Raw genomic sequence first — 19,620 nt, 5'->3', positions numbered from 1 at the left:
TCTGCTCTTTTTCTATGGCATTATTTTATTCAGTATTCCGACCCCGTTCAACATAAAAGGAACTACCCGCTCGGCCAATTCAACCGGGGATTCCTGTCTCTCTTCCAAATTCCAGCGATACGTCACCCCATAGATGGACCAGCTTAACATAGTTGCCAAATAGGCCAATGTTTTGGGTGGCTCTGCACCATCTGTCTGACTCGTAGTCAACTCAAGAATGAGTTTCTCAAGCTGGGCCTTAATATTTTCTTCAAAGATTGGCGCTACGGACTCATATTTCTTGATACATTGGTTGCTTGAGTCATGATAGTTACATAACGAGATCACCAGTTGTTTCAGGGTCTCTTCTGTCAAATGTGCCTGTACATCAATTTGCTTAAGCACATATTCTTCAAAGGCAAAGGACAAAACGGACTCCAGCAGTTCATATTTGTCTGCAAAATGCGCATAAAATGTAGCCCGGTTAATCGTCGCCCTTTGCGTAATATCCCGGACCGTAATGGCTGAGAAATCCTTTTGATTCAAATGATAGAAAAACGCATCCTGAATTAATTGACGGGTTCGGATTACCCGTGGATCATTGGGATTTGGAGAAAACTCACCTGACATAATCAAAATGCTCCTTCTTATCGAACTTGTAATTCAAACTTTTGGATGTCCCTATTATAAATAGCTCCTGTTGGATCAACAAGTGATCCGGTGTTAAACCAACATTATGATGGACGCTTCGCTTAAGCAACACATTGCATAAATCGTCGGTTGATACAGGCACTCTCCATTGATAATATTGCACTCGTACCCCGCTTGAGGGTGCACTATTATGGAGGTGTTTTATTTGAATAATCAACAACAGCAAGTTCAATCCACGGAAAATCTGTTTCAACCTTATACGATTCATAACCTAACTCTACAGTCCCGTATCGTAATGCCCGCTATGGGCCGGGCTTTCTCACCGGATGGTGTGCCAGGTTCCGATGTAGCAGCTTATTATCGCAGACGTGCCGAAAATGGCGTCGGACTTATTATTACCGAAGGTGTAACCATTGATCATCCGGCCGCTACCAGCGAACCGCGCGTGCCCCGTTTCCATGGTGAAGAAGCACTGAACGGATGGGCAGAAGTCGTTCAACAAGTCCATGAAGCTGGGGGAAAAATCTTCCCTCAACTCTGGCATATGGGTATGGCTCGTCCTGCGGGATCACAGCCCCATCCAGATGCCCTGTCCATCGGTCCGTCAGGCATCGATCTGGAAGGAAATCAAGTCGGTGATCCGATGAGCGAAGAAGAAATCGCTATGATTATTCAAGCCTTTGTGGATGCAGCAGTCCATGCCAAACGGCTTGGGTTTGACGGCATCGAAATTCAAGGAGCACATGGCTATCTGGTCGACCAATTTTTCTGGGATAAAACGAATACACGGACAGACCGCTACGGCGGCGATCTTATTAAGCGTACGAAATTCGCAACGGAACTTATTCAGGCCATTCGTGATGCCGTGGGCCCTGATTACCCGATTGCCATTCGTTTGTCACAGTGGAAAATGAGTGATTATTACGTCAAACCATTGGATACACCGGTAAAGCTGGAACAATTCCTGAATGTGCTGGTACAGGCAGGTGTGGATATATTCCACTGTTCAACACGCCGCTTCTGGGAGCCAGAATATGAAGGTTCGGAGCTTGGATTTGCCGGCTGGGTGAAAAAACTGACAGGCAAACCAACGATAGCCGTGGGCTCCGTTGGGCTGGATGATGAATTTACCAGTCTCTATACACAGGGTAAAGGTGCAGGACACAAGGATCTGAAAGATCTTCTCCATCGTCTGGAACAGCAGGAATTTGATCTGGTAGCTGCTGGACGTGCCCTTCTCGCAGATCCTGCATGGGCCGTTAAAATACGTGAAGGCCGCGTAGATGAGATTCAAGCTTTTACACCAGAAGCGCTTGCCACATTGCATTAAAAGGTTGTTGGGTCGAAATTCATGTTTAATTCTTATAATTGAACTATAATGAACCAACGTACTCGAATAGCCTTGAAGGCAGCGGGTACTTTGGTTTTTTACGCGTTTCCACCATAACGGAGCGAGCAATATCATCCAAGAAAGTTCCTTCTTTTCATAATATAATGACATTAACTTACCAGAAGGAAGGTGCAGCAGGTGACTCGCGAAGTGCGAACTGTCGTATTTGATACCGATCTACAACTTGAAGCCTATCAGTTCGAAGGTATAATGCAGAAATTCCCCAATCATTTTCATGACTATTACGTCATTGGTTTTATTGAGCAAGGCAAACGTCATCTCGTATGTAATAACGAGGAATATGTCCTGAACACCGGAGATATGATCGTGTTTAATCCGCATGATCCCCATGCCTGTGAGCAGGTCGACGGAAGAACCCTAGATTATCGTTGCATCAATATTCAGCCTGAGGTCATGCGCCAATATGTACAGGAAATTACCGGACAAGATTACCTGCCGCGGTTTACTTCCCCTGTTCTCTACCAAAGCGAACATGTCGCATCCTTACATGAGCTGCATCAGAAGATTTTGGAAGAGCAATCCGACTTCTACAAAGAAGAGTTGTTACTCTTTCTGCTGGAACAGCTGCTAAGAGAATACGCGGATGCTGAACCACCCGTTTCCGCCCAGGACGTCACCATCGAGATCAGACGCATATGCGAGTACATAGAGTCTCATTACATGGAGAGCATTACGCTGAACCAATTGGTGGAGTTAACAGGATTAAGTAAATACCATCTGTTGCGTTTATTCACTCGCCAAAAAGGAATATCTCCCTACCGCTACCTGGAAACGATTCGCATAAATCAGGCCAAACGGTTACTGGAACATGGACAGCGCCCGATTGAGGTGGCCGCGCAAACAGGATTTAGCGATCAGAGTCACTTTACGAATTTTTTCAAAAAGCTGATCGGCTTGACGCCCAAGCAATACAGACGCATCTTCAACCATGAAGTGGATTCAAAGCGCACAGTGGTTGATCTGTCATGACAGATCAGAACAAAGTCTCCGCCGGACACCTGCTGGCCTTGCTTACAATTCTGATCTGGGGAACGACGTTTATCTCCACCAAGGTTCTGCTGATCGACTTTACGCCTGTTGAAATTCTGTTTTTTCGCTTCCTGATCGGCTATGTGGTGCTGCTCCTGATCTATCCCCGTTCAATGAGGATTACGTCGTTCAGAGAAGAATTACTGTTTATCGGAGCTGGATTATGCGGGGTCACGTTATATTTTCTCATTGAAAATATTGCACTGGTGTATACACTTGCATCCAATGTAGGCGTTATTGTCTCCATTGCCCCTTTCTTTACCGCTGTACTTGCGCATTTCTTCCTGGATGGAGAGAGATTGCACAGGCAGTTTATCGTGGGCTTCGGCATTGCCTTGACCGGTATCATCCTTATTGGACTCAACGGCAGTGTCATTCTGCAACTGAATCCGCTGGGAGACCTGCTCGCTTTCGTGGCACCTGCCGTATGGGCGATCTACTCTGTACTCATGCGAAAAATTGGTGAGCTTCCGTATCACACCATCGGTGCTACACGCAAAGTGTTCTTTTATGGACTATTATTCATGCTGCCGGCCTTGTTTCTATTTGAATTTCACTTCGATCTTGGGCGCTTTGCCAACATGGCCAACCTCTCGAACCTTCTATTTCTCGGGCTTGGTGCCTCTGCCTTATGTTTTGTGACCTGGAACCGGGCAGTGAGGCTACTGGGAGCCGTCAAAACAAGTGTGTACATTTATTTGGTACCTGTCATTACCGTCGTCTCTTCTGCTCTGATTCTGTATGAACGGATTACATGGATAACACTGCTTGGAACGTTGTTAACGTTGCTCGGATCGTTTATTTCAGAGAAGAAAGTACGAAGCAAAAAATGCCTTAATATGTTGCCAAAAGTTCAATAAGGCATGGTTAATCGTCCAGAACTGTAGTTATGAATGGTAGTTTTGAATAATGGATATAAAGTTAGATTAACTCATTGAGCCATTCAACAAAAAGAGGCATAATCCATGATGGATTCGTGCCTCTCTTCATTGTGCCGGGAACATTGCTTGGATTCAATTCTCTAGTTCAACATGGACAGAAGGTGCTCCAATTCCTGCTTCTCCAGATGTCTCCATTGTCCACGTTCCATTCCATCCAGCGTAACATTCATAATGCGGATGCGCTCCAGCTTGAGCACTCTGTAACCCAAGGCTTTGCACATTCTGCGGATTTGCAAATTAAGCCCCTGAGTCAAAATGATACGAAATACGTTCTCGCTTTGCTTATACACCTCACACGGCCTCGTCACCACATCCAGAATCTCAACCCCTTGCGACATCGCGCGCACGAATTCCTCTGTCACTGGTTTGTCTACGGTCACCACATATTCCTTCTCATGGTTATGCTCCGAACGCATCATCTTGTTCACAATGCCTCCGTCGTTCGTAAGCAAAATCAAACCCTCTGACGCTTTATCCAGTCTGCCGATGGCAAAAATGCGCGATGGATAATTCACATACTCAATAATGTTTCCCTCCACCTGTTCTGCTGCTGTACAGACAATACCTATCGGTTTATTAAGCGCAAGGTAAACAGGCTCACTATCGTCATGAGGAATTTCCTTGCCATCAATGAGCACGATATCCTCGGATTCAACATCCGCTCCTTTTTCGCATACTTTGCCATTGATCGTAATGCGCCCGGCTGCAATTAATCGGTTGGTTTCCCGGCGGGAACAGTATCCCGTTTCACTTATGTATTTGTTAATTCGCATGTTCCACCACCTCTCATCTTTAATATTGCCACTGTTTCATTAGCGAGTCCATATCCTCATTTGATTCACTTCGTAAAATAGGTTAGTACCTTGTACTGATTTTCATCCCACATCATCTCACTTATAATGAAACGAAGCAATGAATTGTTATACGAGAGCTCACCGAAAATCCAAATTAAACTTTGGAAAGGAGTTAACCATGGACAAAAAGTGTATGAGAGTGCTTAAAAAGTTATACCTGCACAGCAATGGTGAGTATGACAGAGAACGAGAAGTGATGATCTATCAAGCCGATACACTAACTCTTGCCGAACAGGATCTACTTACTACACAAGTCTGGATAGCTAATGATCTGGAGATGATCCACCATGATGATATCACGCAACAACTAATCGCTTTCCAGCAAAATGAACGTCTTTCCTGGTCCACGATTGCCCAGGCATTTGTTGCAGGGGTCGGGGGCAGTTATCCACGAGGCATATCTACGCTCGCAAGCTACCATAGGATGATTCACTCACAGATGCACGCTTATGAAGAGACGGAACGATTTCTCGCTTGCAGAATTTGCGGCTTCAGTCATAGCGATGAGGGCTGGAAAAATCTATCCAATATTCGATACTCCTTACACCTGGGTTATGATTACAGCGGGACAAGCGTAGGTGCATACGCCGATTTGACAGAGTTTATCACCTTACTTGAGAAAGGGCCCATTATACCGACTCCAGAGGACATCACCACATTTAATCAACTGCTTCACATGCTGGATCAGGCAGAAGACGAAGAGACTCCAGGCAAATTCGAGAAACGACTGACTGCTGAAAAATTGGTTAAAGGACACGCCGGAATTCGCCGAAGTATCCTTCAAGCGCTGTCCAGGGTAGGTGTTCTGCCCAATCAGGTTCTCTCCCTCAGTCCAGAACATTGGATAAACAATGAAGAGATCCTGAATGGTGAGTTCCAGCTTAACAATACCAAAGGCCGCTCCGATATGGAGATGCCTTGGGCGGGCTGGCAAGGTAAACTTGGCGTTAATTGGGGCAATGCGCGCAAGCTATTTGGGGATGCGATTCATGTCAAAGGTTAACAATTAAAAAATGTTTCCCGTCTCTACAGACAGGAAACATTTTTTTGAAGTGATACACACATTTCCTTCTCCATCCCGAATCATTCAAGCAAATTGCTTATACCCATCTGATTTTGTTTTCTGCCGGTGTTCTCTCCTTACCTTTTGGTATTTTCGCCGTATACCCCATATGCAAAATACCGATAATTCGCTCATCCGGTTTAATGTCTAGTCCTTTACGAAAAGCCATATCCTCTATGACATCACTGGATGACCAGGTCATCCCGATGCCTTTTTCCCAGGCTAGCAATTGAATAATATGCATTACACTGCATACCTCTCCAAAATGTGCTGAGCCCTTCGGCTCACCCGGTTGCTCCGGTTGGTGTTTAAGAACAAAGACAAGATTGAACGGGATATCATATGTACGTTTCCAGAATATATTTTTGACCTTGCCGGGCATAAGCTTGTAGGTCAACATATCCTTGGCAAATCCCATCATCAAATCAGCCCAGCGACTACGTTCTTCTTCACTTCCCGCTTCTATCACTCTCCAGCTTTTCGGTTGGAGTCCAAGCTCAGGAAGACTTTCCTCCAGTAACCCACGCACCGTCTCATCATCCAATGTCGCAGATGTGAATTGGCGTACCGTTCGTCGTTCCCGAATAATTTTTGCAGCATTTTCATTGGGTTGCAAGCGAGTATCTGTATAACCGATGCCCAGGATTGCGACAATCTGTTCACCTGAATTAGCTCGCCACAATTCCTCACAACCTGCCTCAAAGGCTGTTTCCGGCTGCTGTATATGGATACCAATGCCTTGTTCCTTCGCCAGAATCCTCAAGTTTTGAATGAGACACCATACGGCTGCTTCGTCTTCTGCCAATTCCTTTGGTTTTGTTCTGATCTTCATACTAACTGCCAAATAACCAGGAGCTAGGATAGGAGATTCCGCTGGATGCTCCTTTTGCTTTTCAGTTCCTGTCTCCAGTCCCTCCATCCAGGTAAACACCCACGGTTCTCGCAGATGATGATTTGGCGCCCAAATTGCAATATTCAACAGTGTTAACAACGTTTCTCTTGTAACAGCTGTTCCATTATATACAGGGCGAGACCAGCTCTCCTGAACAATTCCAGCAATACTCATAATTTGGCAGCTCCTTCATCTTGTTGAATGAACGTAAATATACTAATATATCCATTCTTCTAGTTTTAATGATTATGATTATCATGATCAATTATATTTATATGTTAAAAAATGCCTTACTACAATGCAAATATCCTGTAATACATCATTTTTGTTCTCCTACACCAAATTCGACACGAAATCGTTTTAGGATGAACATTGTGTGAGGAAGATCAACCATTCGTCAAATTTTAACATTATTTTACAATAAAAAGCATGTACAATTGCATAATTATGGTATAAGTTATATAACAAAGAAACATTTTTTAGAAAATATAAAATTTATATCCATCTTAGGAGGGCAACTCATGAGAAGAATTTTCGCTTTAAGCTGCGGTTTCTATCTGTTAATCGGCATAACCAGCGTTGTACTCGGTGCACTTCTACCTGTTTTATTGACACATTATGAGCGTGGTTACAGTGATGGCGGATTTTTGTTATTTTTGCAGTTCATCGGTTTTCTTGTCGGGGTGCTCGTCGCTCCTTCCATGACTACCCGCATCGGTCGAAAATCCATGTTGACCATTGCACTGATCTGTATTGTGGCCGCTTATGCCGTTCTCGGATTTTTACCATCCTGGAGTGTGGTTCTTCTTCTGACAATTCTCGTTGGTTTTGGCTCAGGTATCATTGAGCCCTCCGTTGGTGCATTCACGATAGAATTTACTGAAAATCAAAAAGCGGTCGCGATGTCCAAGCTAGATGTGTTTTTCGCTCTGGGCGCACTCCTCATTCCGGCAGTTGCCGCCTTATACATTTGGTTGGACCTGTGGCATCTCACGTTTTATACCGTTTCCGCGTTATCACTTATTCTGATGCTAGTATGGGTGACCATGCCCACCTCCGCCGCTTCTTATCTGAAACAAGCCGGTGAAAATACAGCTTCACATGCAGCAGGCAGAGCACGGTATGCCAGAAAACATCTGGGGTTGCTAACGATTTTCGTCATCTTTTTCTTCATCTATATGGGGCTGGAGCTGGGGCTGATGAACTTCCTGCCTTCCATCCTCGTAGAACGATTGCAGTTGCAGGAGTCTGTCGCTTCACTGAGTGTGTCCATTCTATGGATCGCGATGATTATCGGCCGTCTTTTCTCCGGAAAAATTGCAGAAGCCGTTAACTATATGTCTTTCCTGATCTGGAGTACGGTGGGCACACTTCTGTTCACGGTCGCCATGGTGTTCGTGACAGGCCAATGGGCAACGTACGTACTGATCTTCGGAACCGGATTATTCATGTCAGGGCTTTTCTGTATCGCATTGGTCTATGCCAACATTTTAATTCCCGGCATGACCGAGAGAACAACCAGCATCCTGATTGCATCAGGCGGTATTGGTGGTGCCATCTTGCAATATGTAACGGGATGGAGCATGAGTGCATGGCCTGTAGTGAATACGATCTGGATTTTAGCCGGATTTTGTCTGATACTGCTCTTCACCCTCTTTCTCTCTCAGCTCTGGAACGTAAGGAATAGCACCTTAAGTGGGACCCTCGCACATCCAAGTAAAGAGATCTAAACGCTGCTTATTGAGAGGGGTGATGCCTGCGTAATCCGGAATTGTTGAACTTTATTGAGGCTAGTACATCACACTATGGAGGGAATCGTATGCAAACTTTAACCACAAACCGTTTCAGAACCGGAAAAGGGATTAAGTTGATTGACGATTCAGGCGTTGAATATCTGGACGGCGTGTCCGGTACGTTCAATCTGTCACTGGGCTACAATCATCCGCATGTCGTGAGCAAAATTCAGGAACAAGTCGGCAATCTGACGCATATGTCTTCCTCTTTCACAGAACCTTATGTGGATGAAGTGCTCGATCATCTGATTGAGTATGCTCCAAACGACATTAACGCCGGATGGATGAGGGATATTACAGGCTCAACCGCAAACGAATGCGCGACCAAAATTGCACAGAAATATACGCAGTCCACTGACATTATCAGCCTCTACCTGTCCCATCATGGGCAGACCCAATTTGCAACCGGAATTTCGGGAAATGCCTTCCGGCGGAAACGGTTTCCAAATTCGGCTGTTGCCAACTCCGTTCATGTACCTGCACCGTATTGCTATAGATGCCCGTTCAAATCCTCAAGCGGAGACTGCGAATATCAATGCGTTGAAGCTATCTCTGATGCGATAGAATACGCAAGCTCCGGCTCGGTTGCCTGCATGATTATTGAACCGATTCTCGGTAATGGCGGCAATATTATCCCTCCTGCGGGATACTTTAAACGCCTGCGCAAACTGTGTGATGAGTACAATATTATTCTCATTGCCGACGAAGTGCAGACCGGAATCGGACGTACCGGATATATGTTCGCCAGTGAACTGTTCGATATCCAGCCTGACATGATTACCCTCGCCAAAGGTCTCGGTGGAATCGGCGTACCTGTTGCTGCGGTATTGATGCAGTCCCGATTGAATGTACTGGAAAAGCATGAACATTCCTTCACCTCAGGAAGCAATCTGATCTCCGTAACCGCTGCCAAATCTACCCTGGAGGTTGTATCCGAACCCGGATTCCTGGATGACGTGAAACGCAAAGGTGAAATTTTGGGCGGATTGCTGCAGGATTTGGCGATGAAATATCCAAGCATCGGTGAAGCTCGCGGGGTCGGGCTGATGTGGGGATTAGAAATGGTAGGTGACAATAATGAACCGGATACGGATAAAACAAATGCCATTATCGACCGTGCCTTCACGGATGAGCATCTGATTTTAAGAGGATCCCGTTACGGCTTCGGAAACGTAGTTAAGGTCAGACCATCGCTTACCACGACAGAAGATGAGTTGGTTGAAATTGTAGAGCGACTGGACTCGGTGCTTGCCAGCGTTCATTAGTACGTAATTCAAATTATTATAAGGAGGTTTTAACATGTTAGCACTGGTATACAAATCAGCATGGGATGTAGCACTTGAGGAACGGCCTGTTCCGCAAATCACAAGAGACAATCAGGTGTTGGTTCGAATCCGAGCAACAGGTGTGTGTGGTACCGACCTCGGTATTGTCAGCGGAAAATATCATGCGGTTCCTTCCGTCATTCTTGGTCATGAGTCTGCCGGGGAAGTCATTGCCGTGGGCTCTGCTGTAACGACACTGCAACCAGGCGATCGGGTTGTCATCGATCCCACCTATTATTGCGGGCAATGCGACATGTGCAGAACAGGGAGACAGAATCACTGCACGCATAAGTCGGTTACGGAGACGGGTGTGAGTGCTGACGGGACATTTACGGATTATTATGTGACCGAGGATCGCTTTCTGTATAAATTGAAGGATCATGTGAGCTATGAGGAAGCGACCTTGACGGAACCGCTTAGCTGCATGCTTACAGGCATTAACCAGATCCATCTGCTGCCGAATTTTAGAACAATTATCCTCGGTGCGGGCCCGATTGGTATTCTATACAGCTACGCACTCGCTTCCAAAGGAGTTACCGGATGTCTGGTCGACATTTCCGAAGAACGGTTAGCCATTGCCGGATCAATTGCACCAGATCGTTGGGAGGTTCATTCCTCCTTCGAAAATGCGATAGACTCACTGGCACCCACAACTAATCAAGTCGATATGATTGTGGATACGACTGGCGTCGTGGGCACACAAGTGCTTTCACAGCTCGCCAGCGGCGGTTATCTCATGCTCGTTGGTCTGAGAGATGGCAACACGTCGTTCAATCCCAAGGAAGTCGTGGACCGCAGTCTGAAAATTATCGGCTCCATCGACTCCCTGGGAACATTTGCAACAGCACATTACATGATTGAGCAGCAGATCATTCCAGCAAAAAAAATCATCACCCACTCCTTCCCGTTGGAGGATTACGAAGAGGCGTTCCGTACGCTCGGCTGCGATATTCAGGGGCGCACACTTCAAGCCTCTTCCCATGCCATCAAAGTGGTGCTGCAATCCAGCGGTTCCAGTTTCTAAGGTGGAATGTTCGCCATGATTGAGATAAATTAGAGATAATTGCTTACAGAATCCTGGAGGAGGAATACAACATGGTAGCAAATAAGGAGTTTGGCGGATTGGGAGAGGCGGATGACGGCATCATTCAAGCGGTCATTTTTGACATGGATGGCGTACTGATTGACAGCGAACCGATTTATTTCGAGATTGAGCGCGACTCCTTTGCCCATTTTGGCGCAATGATGACGGAGGCAGAACATCACACCTACGTTGGAGTTACGCTTGAATCGATGTGGCGGCAAGTGTTGGACAAGCACCAATTGACGAATACAGTGGAAGAAGCTCTCGCCTACCATCAGCATAATGTGATGCAGACGATGCTCTCCCATCCGAACCTGACGGCAATACCTTCTGTGGAACGCTGGTTAAGCTGGCTGCATGAGCAGCACATTCCGATAGCCGTTGCTTCTTCCTCTCCACGCGCACTAATCGATCTGATCATGGACAAGACCGGACTGGGACGATTCTTTGAGGTACGAATGACAGGTGAAGAAGTCGCTCACGGAAAGCCAGCACCGGATATTTTCCTGACCACAGCTGAAATGATAGGGGTATCCCCATTGAATTGTCTTGTGATCGAAGACTCGCGCAATGGTGTCCAGGCTGCCAAAAGTGCAGGCATGCACTGTATCGGATATCGCAATCCGGGATCAGGCAATCAGGACTTGTCCAAAGCCGATCTTCAGATCTCCAGTTATGATGAGCTATGGACTCTGAAGGATACACTGCCGTTTGAGTTCAGATTGCCAAGTCTATCGCAATTAAATCTATAAGAATCATCTGTACGAATTGAACTTATCCGATCAAAAAATAAAAACCCAAACGGCTTCAATTCTTTGGAATTGGAGCCGTTTGGGTTTTGCTTGCTGCAAATTTAACGTGAGAACGCAAACTCGAATATCGTCTAGACCGAAATATCCAGACTTCCACCCAAATTGGGATGCGGAGCAGGAACCGATTTTAACATCTCCGTCAATTGCTGACCTTGCTGCTCTGCCATGTCTTTCGACATGGACAGGACTTGCAAACTCGCCGACTGCGCCACTGAGACTTGACTCATGGCCATTGATAATGCTGCAATATCCATATTCTGCACTCCTCTCGTTTACTAGTAAATAGACATACCTATTTTATATCGGAAAGATGGGAGGAATTATGTAATTCACTCCTTTATCTTCTCAAGCTCAACCATGTTCCTACCTAAAAACAAACAATATGAAATATTTGTATGTTACAATACACTGTTGGAGGAGACTGTTTATGAACGGGAAAAAATTTGTTATCCTTTTTACAGTCATTGCCGGACTTTGCATTGGGACATTTGGTTGTTTTATTTACTGGGTCTTGTCCAAGGTTTAAAACTATGTAAACAGACACCTTAACCCAAATATTTTAATTCCCCATCTGTTTCCTTGGCTCTCAGGGTTACTTTGGCTAATAACTGTTCCGGTTGCTGGAAGTCCACTTTAATCTCTGCCATCATTTCCTTTACCATTTCTTCAAGCTGTGCCAATGTTGTTTCTCTAGGTAAAATACGAGTTCTTGCGATCTCATGTTTACGAAACGAATCGTCGTACGATGGAACTGTTTCCTGACCGAATGCACTTATTTCCAGCTCAACTTTTATTCCTTCCGACATTTGTTTTCACCTCTTTCACTCGTTTGAGATTGATTAGGACTCAATCAATCCATACTTCACAAAACTGTGGTATAGCCCGTCCTCTTCAATTGTTCCGGTTATATCATCTGCAATGGCTTTGAGACCTGGCTTGGCATTTCCCATCGCAATCCCTACGTTGCAAAACTCCAGCATCTCAGCATCATTCATGCCATCCCCGATGGCGAGTGTATCTTTACGGGACATACCCAGATGCTCCAACAAATCCGCAATAGCGATGGCTTTATGAATGCCCGGGATCATCAGCTCACCACTGCCTTCACCGAAGATGGGCACTGTGCACTGAATGACTTCGAATTTGCCCTCAAATTCCTGCTTGATTCGATCGAACGGAATCGTAGAGCTTTCCAGAAAACAAACCTTGTTTACGTCATCCTTATATAAATCGGCTTCGCCATACGTCAAACCGGCAATAAACGGATGTGGCTTTTGTTCTTTTTTCGCTCTGGCACTGGCATCATTCTCCACATCACCATAGATGCGACGTTCCAAATGCGGTTGAAGATTGGTGCTGGCGTATAAGGCCGAATTGGATTCCAAATAGAAATCGATCTGGTGTTCATTGAAGAAATCGACCATATGCCGTACATCTTCAGCCGTTACCCTTTTGTGATATAGCACATCCTTGCCGAACTCCACATAGCCGCCACCGGCACCAATCAGACCGTCAAATCCTACATCCCAGATGGAATCATAGATTTCCGCCTTCGATCGTCCTGTACATAAATAGAGCAGATGTCCATTTTCACGTGCCTTTTTGCACGCCTGTTGTGCAGACACTGGAATGTTGCCGTCATCATCTACCAGTGTGCCATCAATATCTATAAAAACAATCCTTCGATTCGTAGTGCTCATCTGCGTTTGCCCCCATCATGTATCTTTCCTAAGTTATATTATTCATTCTAATCCAGGTATCTATTTCACTATAATTTCCCAGTCTAATTGTTCGGCAGCATCAAAGAATATCTCTATTATCGCCATCTTCACCATCTCCAGATTCACCAGATAGGTCATTGGATATTCGCAGGCCTGACCACCCAGCGTAAGTTCTGCGAAATCTTCTTCATTATGGCCAGAATCAAACAGATTGCGAATCTCAACATCACTTTCAACGGTAACAACGTACTCTCCCGCTCCTCCACCTGATACAAATCACTTATTTCTCACCAATTTGTCCATGTGTACGGTTTGCCAGTCATCGTCCTGCTCAGCAATAACCGTATATCCTTGACGTTTCCAGAAATCGACGGCCCCAGGCAAAAAGCGATGTGTATGTAAATACAACGTTATATAGTGCAGTTCTGCCACCACCTTCTCCAGTTCTCTCACGAGAAGTGAACCGATACCATATCTGCGATATTCTAAATCCACATAGCATTTCACAATTTCCGCCGTAGACTGCGAAGGATAGCGTCCTGCCATTACTTCAATACGCCCATCATACGGCAGGATGCCAATGGAACCTACAATCCGATTGTCTTCCATGACTGCAACAAGAAAGACCGCATCGGCTGAATCCAGATAATGTTCTCTAAATTGCTCCAAATCAGCAGGTAATCTCTCATGATCCAGCATGGGAAACACCTCTTTGCGGACACGCATGGCAAAATCAATTGCATCATTCATTTGGTGCTCCTGAATAGCGATCACTCTCGGTTTTGTCTGAAACTGTGCCAAAAAAACCACATTCCTTATCCGTTATATTCGAGACTGATTACAACTCCATATACGAACCCATTCAGCTCGCAAGTTCGCCCTCTGCTTTTCATCTTACCGAATTTATCCTTCCCTATCAATCTATCTAAACTCATAACCAAAATAGAAGAAAGCCCGCGCGATTTGATAGGGATCGCATACTATAAGGCGTGTCACCAATCAAATTTGAGGGGGAAGAACATATGTGGTTATCACTAGGGATCTCTGCTGCAGCCCTGCTGGCATTGGGGTTTGTCTATCGTTATGTGGCGGATAAACGTGCAGCCAAAAAGTTTCATCCCCATGCGCCCAAGCAGTTGTTAATTAAGTTCAAGGAAGGTACGACAGCCGACGAGATGCACACGCTGCATAAAAAAGCAAAATGCAACGTAGCCGAAACATATGAAGATCTGGGCTGGTATCGCGTTGAATCAAGAAAGAAAATGCACCGTATGTTAAAGCATTACAAGAATCATAAGCTTATCGACCACGCTGAACCCAACTATTATCTTCAGTCATCGTTTACGCCAAATGACCCCTTTTTCCCCTACCAATATAACCTGCAAAAAATCAATGCTCCCGCTGCCTGGGATATTTCCCAGAGTAACAGCTCTGTGAAAATTGCCATTATTGATACTGGCGTGCAACTGAATCACCCCGAGCTAGCTGGCAAGATCCTGCCCGGTTATGATTACGTCGATTACGACAATGTGCCCGAAGATGGTAACGGGCATGGCACTCATGTTGCCGGAATCGCCGCTTCCATTACCAACAATGGAGTGGGCATTGCAGGTACTGCCCCGCTTGCTTCCATTGTTCCGCTGCGTGTACTGGACAACAATGGACAAGGTACAACTGGCAACGTCGGAAACGGACTTGTTTACGCCGCCAACAATGGTATTCAAGTCGTTAACCTGAGTCTCGGCGGGCCTACGGGAGAAGCCTTTCTCCAGGCTGCCGTGCAGTATGCATGGGATCGGGGCGCTGTCATCATCGCGGCAGCAGGTAATGATAATACTTCGTATCCAATCGTACCCGCGTCTTATCCCAACGTCATTGCAGTAGCTTCAACCAATCCTTCCGATCTCAAATCGAACTTCTCGAATTATGGATCTTGGGTAGATATGGCTGCGCCAGGGGATACCATTTTGTCCACATACCTGGTTGGTTCTTATGCCTATCTCAGTGGAACGTCCATGGCTGCTCCCCATGTAGCGGGAGTTGCGGCTCTACTCGCTGCACAAGGAAAAACGAATGCTCAGATTCGGGATGCATTATGCTTCGCTTCGGATCCTGTATCAGGCTCCGGGATCTACTGGACGTATGGGCGACTGAATGCCGAGCGCAGTTTGCAGGTACCTTAATACTCTTCTCTCCCTAGCATAAAACAAATAACAGTGGCTGAATTTTATTTCATATTGCTTACGGCTTATACTATGTTTACTTCGCTCATGCCTCTTCTTTTCTAACATGACTTCAACTATGAACGTGAGGTAAAAGAAATGTTTCCCTTCAGGAAACGATCTTTTTCACCTCACTATTTCTATTTTCATACAGCAAGGAGCAATCCCATTTAACGAGACTGCCCCCTTCCGTTCATTTCAATTGGCATATGAATCAAACTTAGAAATATTGTGCGCCATTATTGGCGATAACCTCTTTGTACCAATGAAAACTTTTCTTCTTCACTCTGCGAAGTGTGCCGGTTCCATCATTGTTCCGGTCTACATAAATGTAGCCGTACCGTTTCTTCATCTCCCCGGTACCTGCGCTGACCAGATCAATAGGCCCCCAACTAGTGTAGCCGAGAAGCTCAACCCCATCCTGAATGGCTTCAGCCATCTCGGCAAAATGACGATTCAGATATTCAATGCGGTAGTCATCTTCAACGGTGTCATTGTCCAGCAATACATCTGTAGCACCAAGTCCGTTTTCCACAATAAACAATGGTTTACCATAACGGTCATGCAGCTGGTTACATGTAATCCGAAGTCCTTTGGGATCAATGGTCCATCCCCACTCCGATGCTTGAAGATAGGGGTTCTTCACCGAGCCAAACACATTGCCTTCTGTGGAATTCTTTAAAATCTCTGGATCCGCGCTAGTACAGCGACTGGCATAATAACTGAAACCGATGTAGTCGACTGTATTTTGGAAGAGAATATGTTCATCTTCTGGCTGCATATCAATCATGATCTCATGTTCTCTGAAGAAACGCTTCGTGTAACCTGGATAAGCTCCCTTGGACTGAACATCGATGAAGAAGAAGGACTCACGATCCTGCTCCATCGCTTTCCATACGTCATCCGGATTGGATGTGTAAGGGTAGACCATTCCTGCGGCAAGCATACAACCGATCTGAGCACCGGGGATCATTTCATGACAAGCCTTAACCACAAGCGCACTTGCCACAAGTTCATGATGAGCTGCCTGATAGAGAACCTGCTCTTTGTTTTCGCCTTCCTGAAGAACAATACCCGCGCCGATATACGGTAGATGCAGCAGCATGTTGATCTCGTTAAACGTCATCCAATACTTCACTTTGCCCTTGTAACGATTGAACAGCGTCTTTGCATAAGTCTCGAAAAATCCAATCATCTTACGGTTTTTCCATCCGCCATAAGTCTCAACCAGATGCACAGGTACATCAAAATGACAGATGGTTACCACAGGCTCAATGTTGTATTTTAATAATTCGTCGAAGACATCATCGTAAAATTGCAATCCTGCCTCATTCGGCTCCGCATCATCACCATTTGGGAAAATCCGTGCCCAGGCAATGGACATTCTGAAGCACTTGAATCCCATTTCCGCGAATAGCGCAATGTCTTCTTTATACCGATGGTAAAAATCAATTGCCTCATGGGAAGGGTAGAACTCTCCCTCTTTCGGATCATAAGAATCCAGGTTTCCCATGGCAATAGGGAATCGATTAGCACCTGTTGGAATCAGGTCAACCGTAGTTAATCCCTTTCCTCCTTCATGATAGGCTCCCTCCAGTTGGTTCGCTGCCGTTGCTCCTCCCCAGAGAAAATTCTCCGGGAAGGCTGTTAATTTTTCTAACATCGAGGTGTTCCTCCTATTCGTATTGAACATTCAATTAACCGAGTACTGTAAGCAATTTGTCTTTCTCTTTCACAGATGCATCCTTCGTGCCCACCACATCCAGATAATTGGACGTGTTCGTAATAATAATTGGTGTAACCGTCTCATATCCGGCATCCTTGATCGCTTGCAGATCAAATTCCATGATCAGATCCCCAACATTAACGCGGTCGCCATCTTTTACATGAGCTGTGAAATGCTGCCCTTTCAGTTGCACCGTATCCTGTCCGATATGAATCAGCATCTCAACACCATCGTCAGTAACCAACCCAATCGCATGTTTCGTACGATACACGGTTTGCACAACTCCATTAATCGGGGATACTACTCTGCCGCTGGTTGGACGGATGGCAATCCCTTTACCCATATGCTCTCCAGCAAAGGTAACATCGTTGATTTCTTTCTGTTCAACCACTTCACCAGCCATTGGGCTGAAAATTTCATATCTGTTGTTCGGGTTTGGATCAAGCACGGGTGCTGGAGCTGATACTGGCGTTGCTTCTACTTTGTCCTTGAACCCAACGATGTAGGTAAGCACAAAACCAAGTATGAACGCAACCGCTGTCGCTACTAGTGCCATATAGAAACCGGAATCAACGCCAGTGGCCGAGTTGATAAAGGTTGGATAACCGAATACGCCAAGTCCGCCAAACATGTACATTTTAGACCCGAAGAACCCTAAGATGGCGCCACCAATACCACCCGCAATACAGCTCATGATAAACGGTTTTTTCAGCGGAAGCGTCACGCCGTAAATGGCCGGCTCGGTGACTCCGAAAATCCCTGAAATGAAGGCTGGAATACTTAACGATTTCAATTTGGCATTTTTCGTTTTTAACATGACAGCCAGTACAGCACCAATTTGAGCAAAGGAAGCGGCAAACGACATCGCTACCACCGGATCCGATCCAGACGTGCTAAGGTTCAGAAGCATAACTGGAACCAATCCCCAGTGAAGACCGAACAGTACAAACACTTGCCACAAACCACCGATAACCAAACCTGTAACGAGCGGACTTAATTCATAGATGCCTGTTGCTCCTGCGCCGATCAATTGACCTGCCCATGTGGATATCGGACCAATCACAAGGAACGTTGCCGGAACGATAACAAGTAATGTAAAGAATGGAACCAGGAACGTACTAACCACTTTAGGAATGACATTTTTGAAGAATCTCTCTATTTTCACTGCAAAGAATGTAGCGATAATGATTGGAATAACCGATGATGAATAATTCATCAGGATCACGGGAATACCCAGGAACGTAATGTGAATTGGTGATTCAAACAATGTACCTGTGAACAAGGTGTACAACGGATCTCCCGTAGATAACCCGGACAGCGTTGGATAAACCAGCGTAGCTCCGATCGCCATACCAAGGAACGGTGAGCCGCCAAATTTCTTAATCGCAGTATAACCAAGGAATACCGGGAAGAAGTAGAACAGACAGTCACCCGTTGCATTCAACAGGTGGTACGTTCCTGATGTATTCGTTATCCATCCAAAGGATATAAACATCGCTGTAAAACCTTTGATCATCCCTGTCGCAGCGAGCAGACCGAGTAGAGGTGTGAAGACACCAGAGATCATGTCGATAAAGCGACTGAACAAACTTCCCTTGTTACCTGAATCTTCCTGTTCTTCTGCAACCTGTCCTTCAGCAGGCAGATTGCCTGCCTTTACAACTGCTTTATATACATCCGGCACTTCATTGCCGATAACGACCTGGTACTGTCCAGCGCTCTGCATGACGGTAATAACGCCTGGCAAATTTTTAAGTTCCTCTGTTTTAGCAACGCTTTCATCTTTGAGTTTAAAACGCAATCTGGTTACGCAATGGAATACACTGTTTACGTTTTTGGCTCCACCTACACCAGACAAGATGTCTTTGGCTAGTTGATCGTAGTTCATAGTAATTCTCCCTCTCTAAGTAGACTCCCGATGCTTGTGAAACAAAGAAAACCTGAACTACTGAACATACACAACGCACCGGAAGATCCGGAAACAAGTCGTGATATTCAGCAATTCAGGTTTTGCCCTTAACGGTTGCAACCCTGTAAGGCTGTACACAGCGTATTCAGTTGTTACACTAACAACTTCATCTTAAAGTAAGTTGCAACCCATCTTTACGGACCCAGAG

General features: G+C 45.6%; 18 protein-coding genes. 9 read left to right on the top strand and 9 right to left on the bottom strand.

From position 1 onward, the window contains the following. Nucleotides 1–12: 12 nt before the first annotated feature. On the bottom strand, nucleotides 13–609 hold the full coding sequence (locus AMS66_RS11060; protein ID WP_053780842.1) for a TetR/AcrR family transcriptional regulator: 597 nt from the start codon (nucleotides 607–609) through the stop codon (nucleotides 13–15). A gap of 226 nt (nucleotides 610–835) precedes the next feature. On the opposite strand from AMS66_RS11060, the gene AMS66_RS11055 reads away from it, so the two are divergent. The 3 genes from AMS66_RS11055 (at nucleotide 836) to AMS66_RS11045 (ending at nucleotide 3,930) form a co-directional block, all read left to right on the top strand. After that, nucleotides 836–1,960, top strand: a complete 1,125-nt coding sequence (locus AMS66_RS11055) for an NADH:flavin oxidoreductase (RefSeq protein ID WP_053781042.1) — start codon at nucleotides 836–838, stop codon at nucleotides 1,958–1,960. Nucleotides 1,961–2,158: 198 nt separating this feature from the next. Continuing rightward, complete coding sequence (locus tag AMS66_RS11050; protein ID WP_053780841.1) at nucleotides 2,159–3,010, top strand: AraC family ligand binding domain-containing protein; 852 nt, start codon at nucleotides 2,159–2,161, stop codon at nucleotides 3,008–3,010. After that, entirely contained in the window at nucleotides 3,007–3,930 is a 924-nt protein-coding gene (locus tag AMS66_RS11045; RefSeq protein ID WP_053780840.1) for a DMT family transporter, read from the top strand. Before AMS66_RS11050 ends, AMS66_RS11045 begins: the two co-directional genes overlap by 4 nt. A 161-nt stretch (nucleotides 3,931–4,091) precedes the next feature. Here the strand turns inward: AMS66_RS11045 and AMS66_RS11040 are convergent, their stop codons facing one another. Next, nucleotides 4,092–4,784, bottom strand: a complete 693-nt coding sequence (locus AMS66_RS11040) for a pseudouridine synthase (protein ID WP_053780839.1) — start codon at nucleotides 4,782–4,784, stop codon at nucleotides 4,092–4,094. Between the two features lie 199 nt (nucleotides 4,785–4,983). Between AMS66_RS11040 and AMS66_RS11035 the strand changes: the two genes are divergently transcribed. Continuing rightward, nucleotides 4,984–5,868, top strand: a complete 885-nt coding sequence (locus AMS66_RS11035; protein ID WP_053780838.1) for a hypothetical protein — start codon at nucleotides 4,984–4,986, stop codon at nucleotides 5,866–5,868. 97 nt (nucleotides 5,869–5,965) lie between these two features. Here AMS66_RS11035 and AMS66_RS11030 read toward each other — a convergent pair whose 3' ends face one another. After that, on the bottom strand, nucleotides 5,966–6,994 hold the full coding sequence (locus AMS66_RS11030; RefSeq protein ID WP_053780837.1) for a nitroreductase family protein: 1,029 nt from the start codon (nucleotides 6,992–6,994) through the stop codon (nucleotides 5,966–5,968). A 347-nt stretch (nucleotides 6,995–7,341) separates the two neighbouring features. Between AMS66_RS11030 and AMS66_RS11025 the strand changes: the two genes are divergently transcribed. The 4 genes from AMS66_RS11025 (at nucleotide 7,342) to AMS66_RS11010 (ending at nucleotide 11,774) form a co-directional block, all read left to right on the top strand. Then, nucleotides 7,342–8,550, top strand: a complete 1,209-nt coding sequence (locus AMS66_RS11025; RefSeq protein WP_053780836.1) for an MFS transporter — start codon at nucleotides 7,342–7,344, stop codon at nucleotides 8,548–8,550. Between the two features lie 89 nt (nucleotides 8,551–8,639). Further along, complete coding sequence (locus AMS66_RS11020; protein WP_053780835.1) at nucleotides 8,640–9,878, top strand: aspartate aminotransferase family protein; 1,239 nt, start codon at nucleotides 8,640–8,642, stop codon at nucleotides 9,876–9,878. Nucleotides 9,879–9,912: 34 nt separating this feature from the next. Then, entirely contained in the window at nucleotides 9,913–10,962 is a 1,050-nt protein-coding gene (locus AMS66_RS11015; RefSeq protein ID WP_053780834.1) for a zinc-dependent alcohol dehydrogenase, read from the top strand. 71 nt (nucleotides 10,963–11,033) lie between these two features. Then, nucleotides 11,034–11,774, top strand: a complete 741-nt coding sequence (locus tag AMS66_RS11010; protein ID WP_053780833.1) for an HAD family hydrolase — start codon at nucleotides 11,034–11,036, stop codon at nucleotides 11,772–11,774. A gap of 131 nt (nucleotides 11,775–11,905) precedes the next feature. On the opposite strand, the gene AMS66_RS11005 is transcribed toward AMS66_RS11010, so the two are convergent. The 4 genes from AMS66_RS11005 to AMS66_RS10990 form a co-directional block, all read right to left on the bottom strand. Continuing rightward, entirely contained in the window at nucleotides 11,906–12,088 is a 183-nt protein-coding gene (locus AMS66_RS11005) for a YjfB family protein (protein WP_053780832.1), read from the bottom strand. A gap of 291 nt (nucleotides 12,089–12,379) precedes the next feature. After that, entirely contained in the window at nucleotides 12,380–12,640 is a 261-nt protein-coding gene (locus AMS66_RS11000) for a hypothetical protein (RefSeq protein ID WP_053780831.1), read from the bottom strand. A gap of 33 nt (nucleotides 12,641–12,673) precedes the next feature. Next, entirely contained in the window at nucleotides 12,674–13,534 is an 861-nt protein-coding gene (locus AMS66_RS10995; protein WP_053780830.1) for a Cof-type HAD-IIB family hydrolase, read from the bottom strand. Nucleotides 13,535–13,831: 297 nt separating this feature from the next. Next, nucleotides 13,832–14,305, bottom strand: a complete 474-nt coding sequence (locus tag AMS66_RS10990) for a GNAT family N-acetyltransferase (RefSeq protein ID WP_236703336.1) — start codon at nucleotides 14,303–14,305, stop codon at nucleotides 13,832–13,834. Between the two features lie 272 nt (nucleotides 14,306–14,577). Here AMS66_RS10990 and AMS66_RS10985 point away from each other — a divergent pair, with 272 nt between their 5' ends. Continuing rightward, entirely contained in the window at nucleotides 14,578–15,738 is a 1,161-nt protein-coding gene (locus AMS66_RS10985) for a S8 family peptidase (protein WP_053780828.1), read from the top strand. A gap of 259 nt (nucleotides 15,739–15,997) precedes the next feature. Here the strand turns inward: AMS66_RS10985 and AMS66_RS10980 are convergent, their stop codons facing one another. Together AMS66_RS10980 and AMS66_RS10975 are read right to left on the bottom strand one after the other, a co-directional pair. Further along, nucleotides 15,998–17,440, bottom strand: a complete 1,443-nt coding sequence (locus tag AMS66_RS10980; RefSeq protein ID WP_053780827.1) for a 6-phospho-beta-glucosidase — start codon at nucleotides 17,438–17,440, stop codon at nucleotides 15,998–16,000. Between the two features lie 34 nt (nucleotides 17,441–17,474). Next, complete coding sequence (locus AMS66_RS10975; RefSeq protein WP_053780826.1) at nucleotides 17,475–19,391, bottom strand: beta-glucoside-specific PTS transporter subunit IIABC; 1,917 nt, start codon at nucleotides 19,389–19,391, stop codon at nucleotides 17,475–17,477. Between the last annotated feature and the right edge of the window lie 229 nt (nucleotides 19,392–19,620).

It is taken from the genome of Paenibacillus xylanivorans, assembly GCF_001280595.1.
Lineage (GTDB): Bacteria > Bacillota > Bacilli > Paenibacillales > Paenibacillaceae > Paenibacillus > Paenibacillus xylanivorans.
Note: the sequence above shows the minus strand (reverse complement) of the source record. Positions and strands in the feature narration are given on the sequence as shown.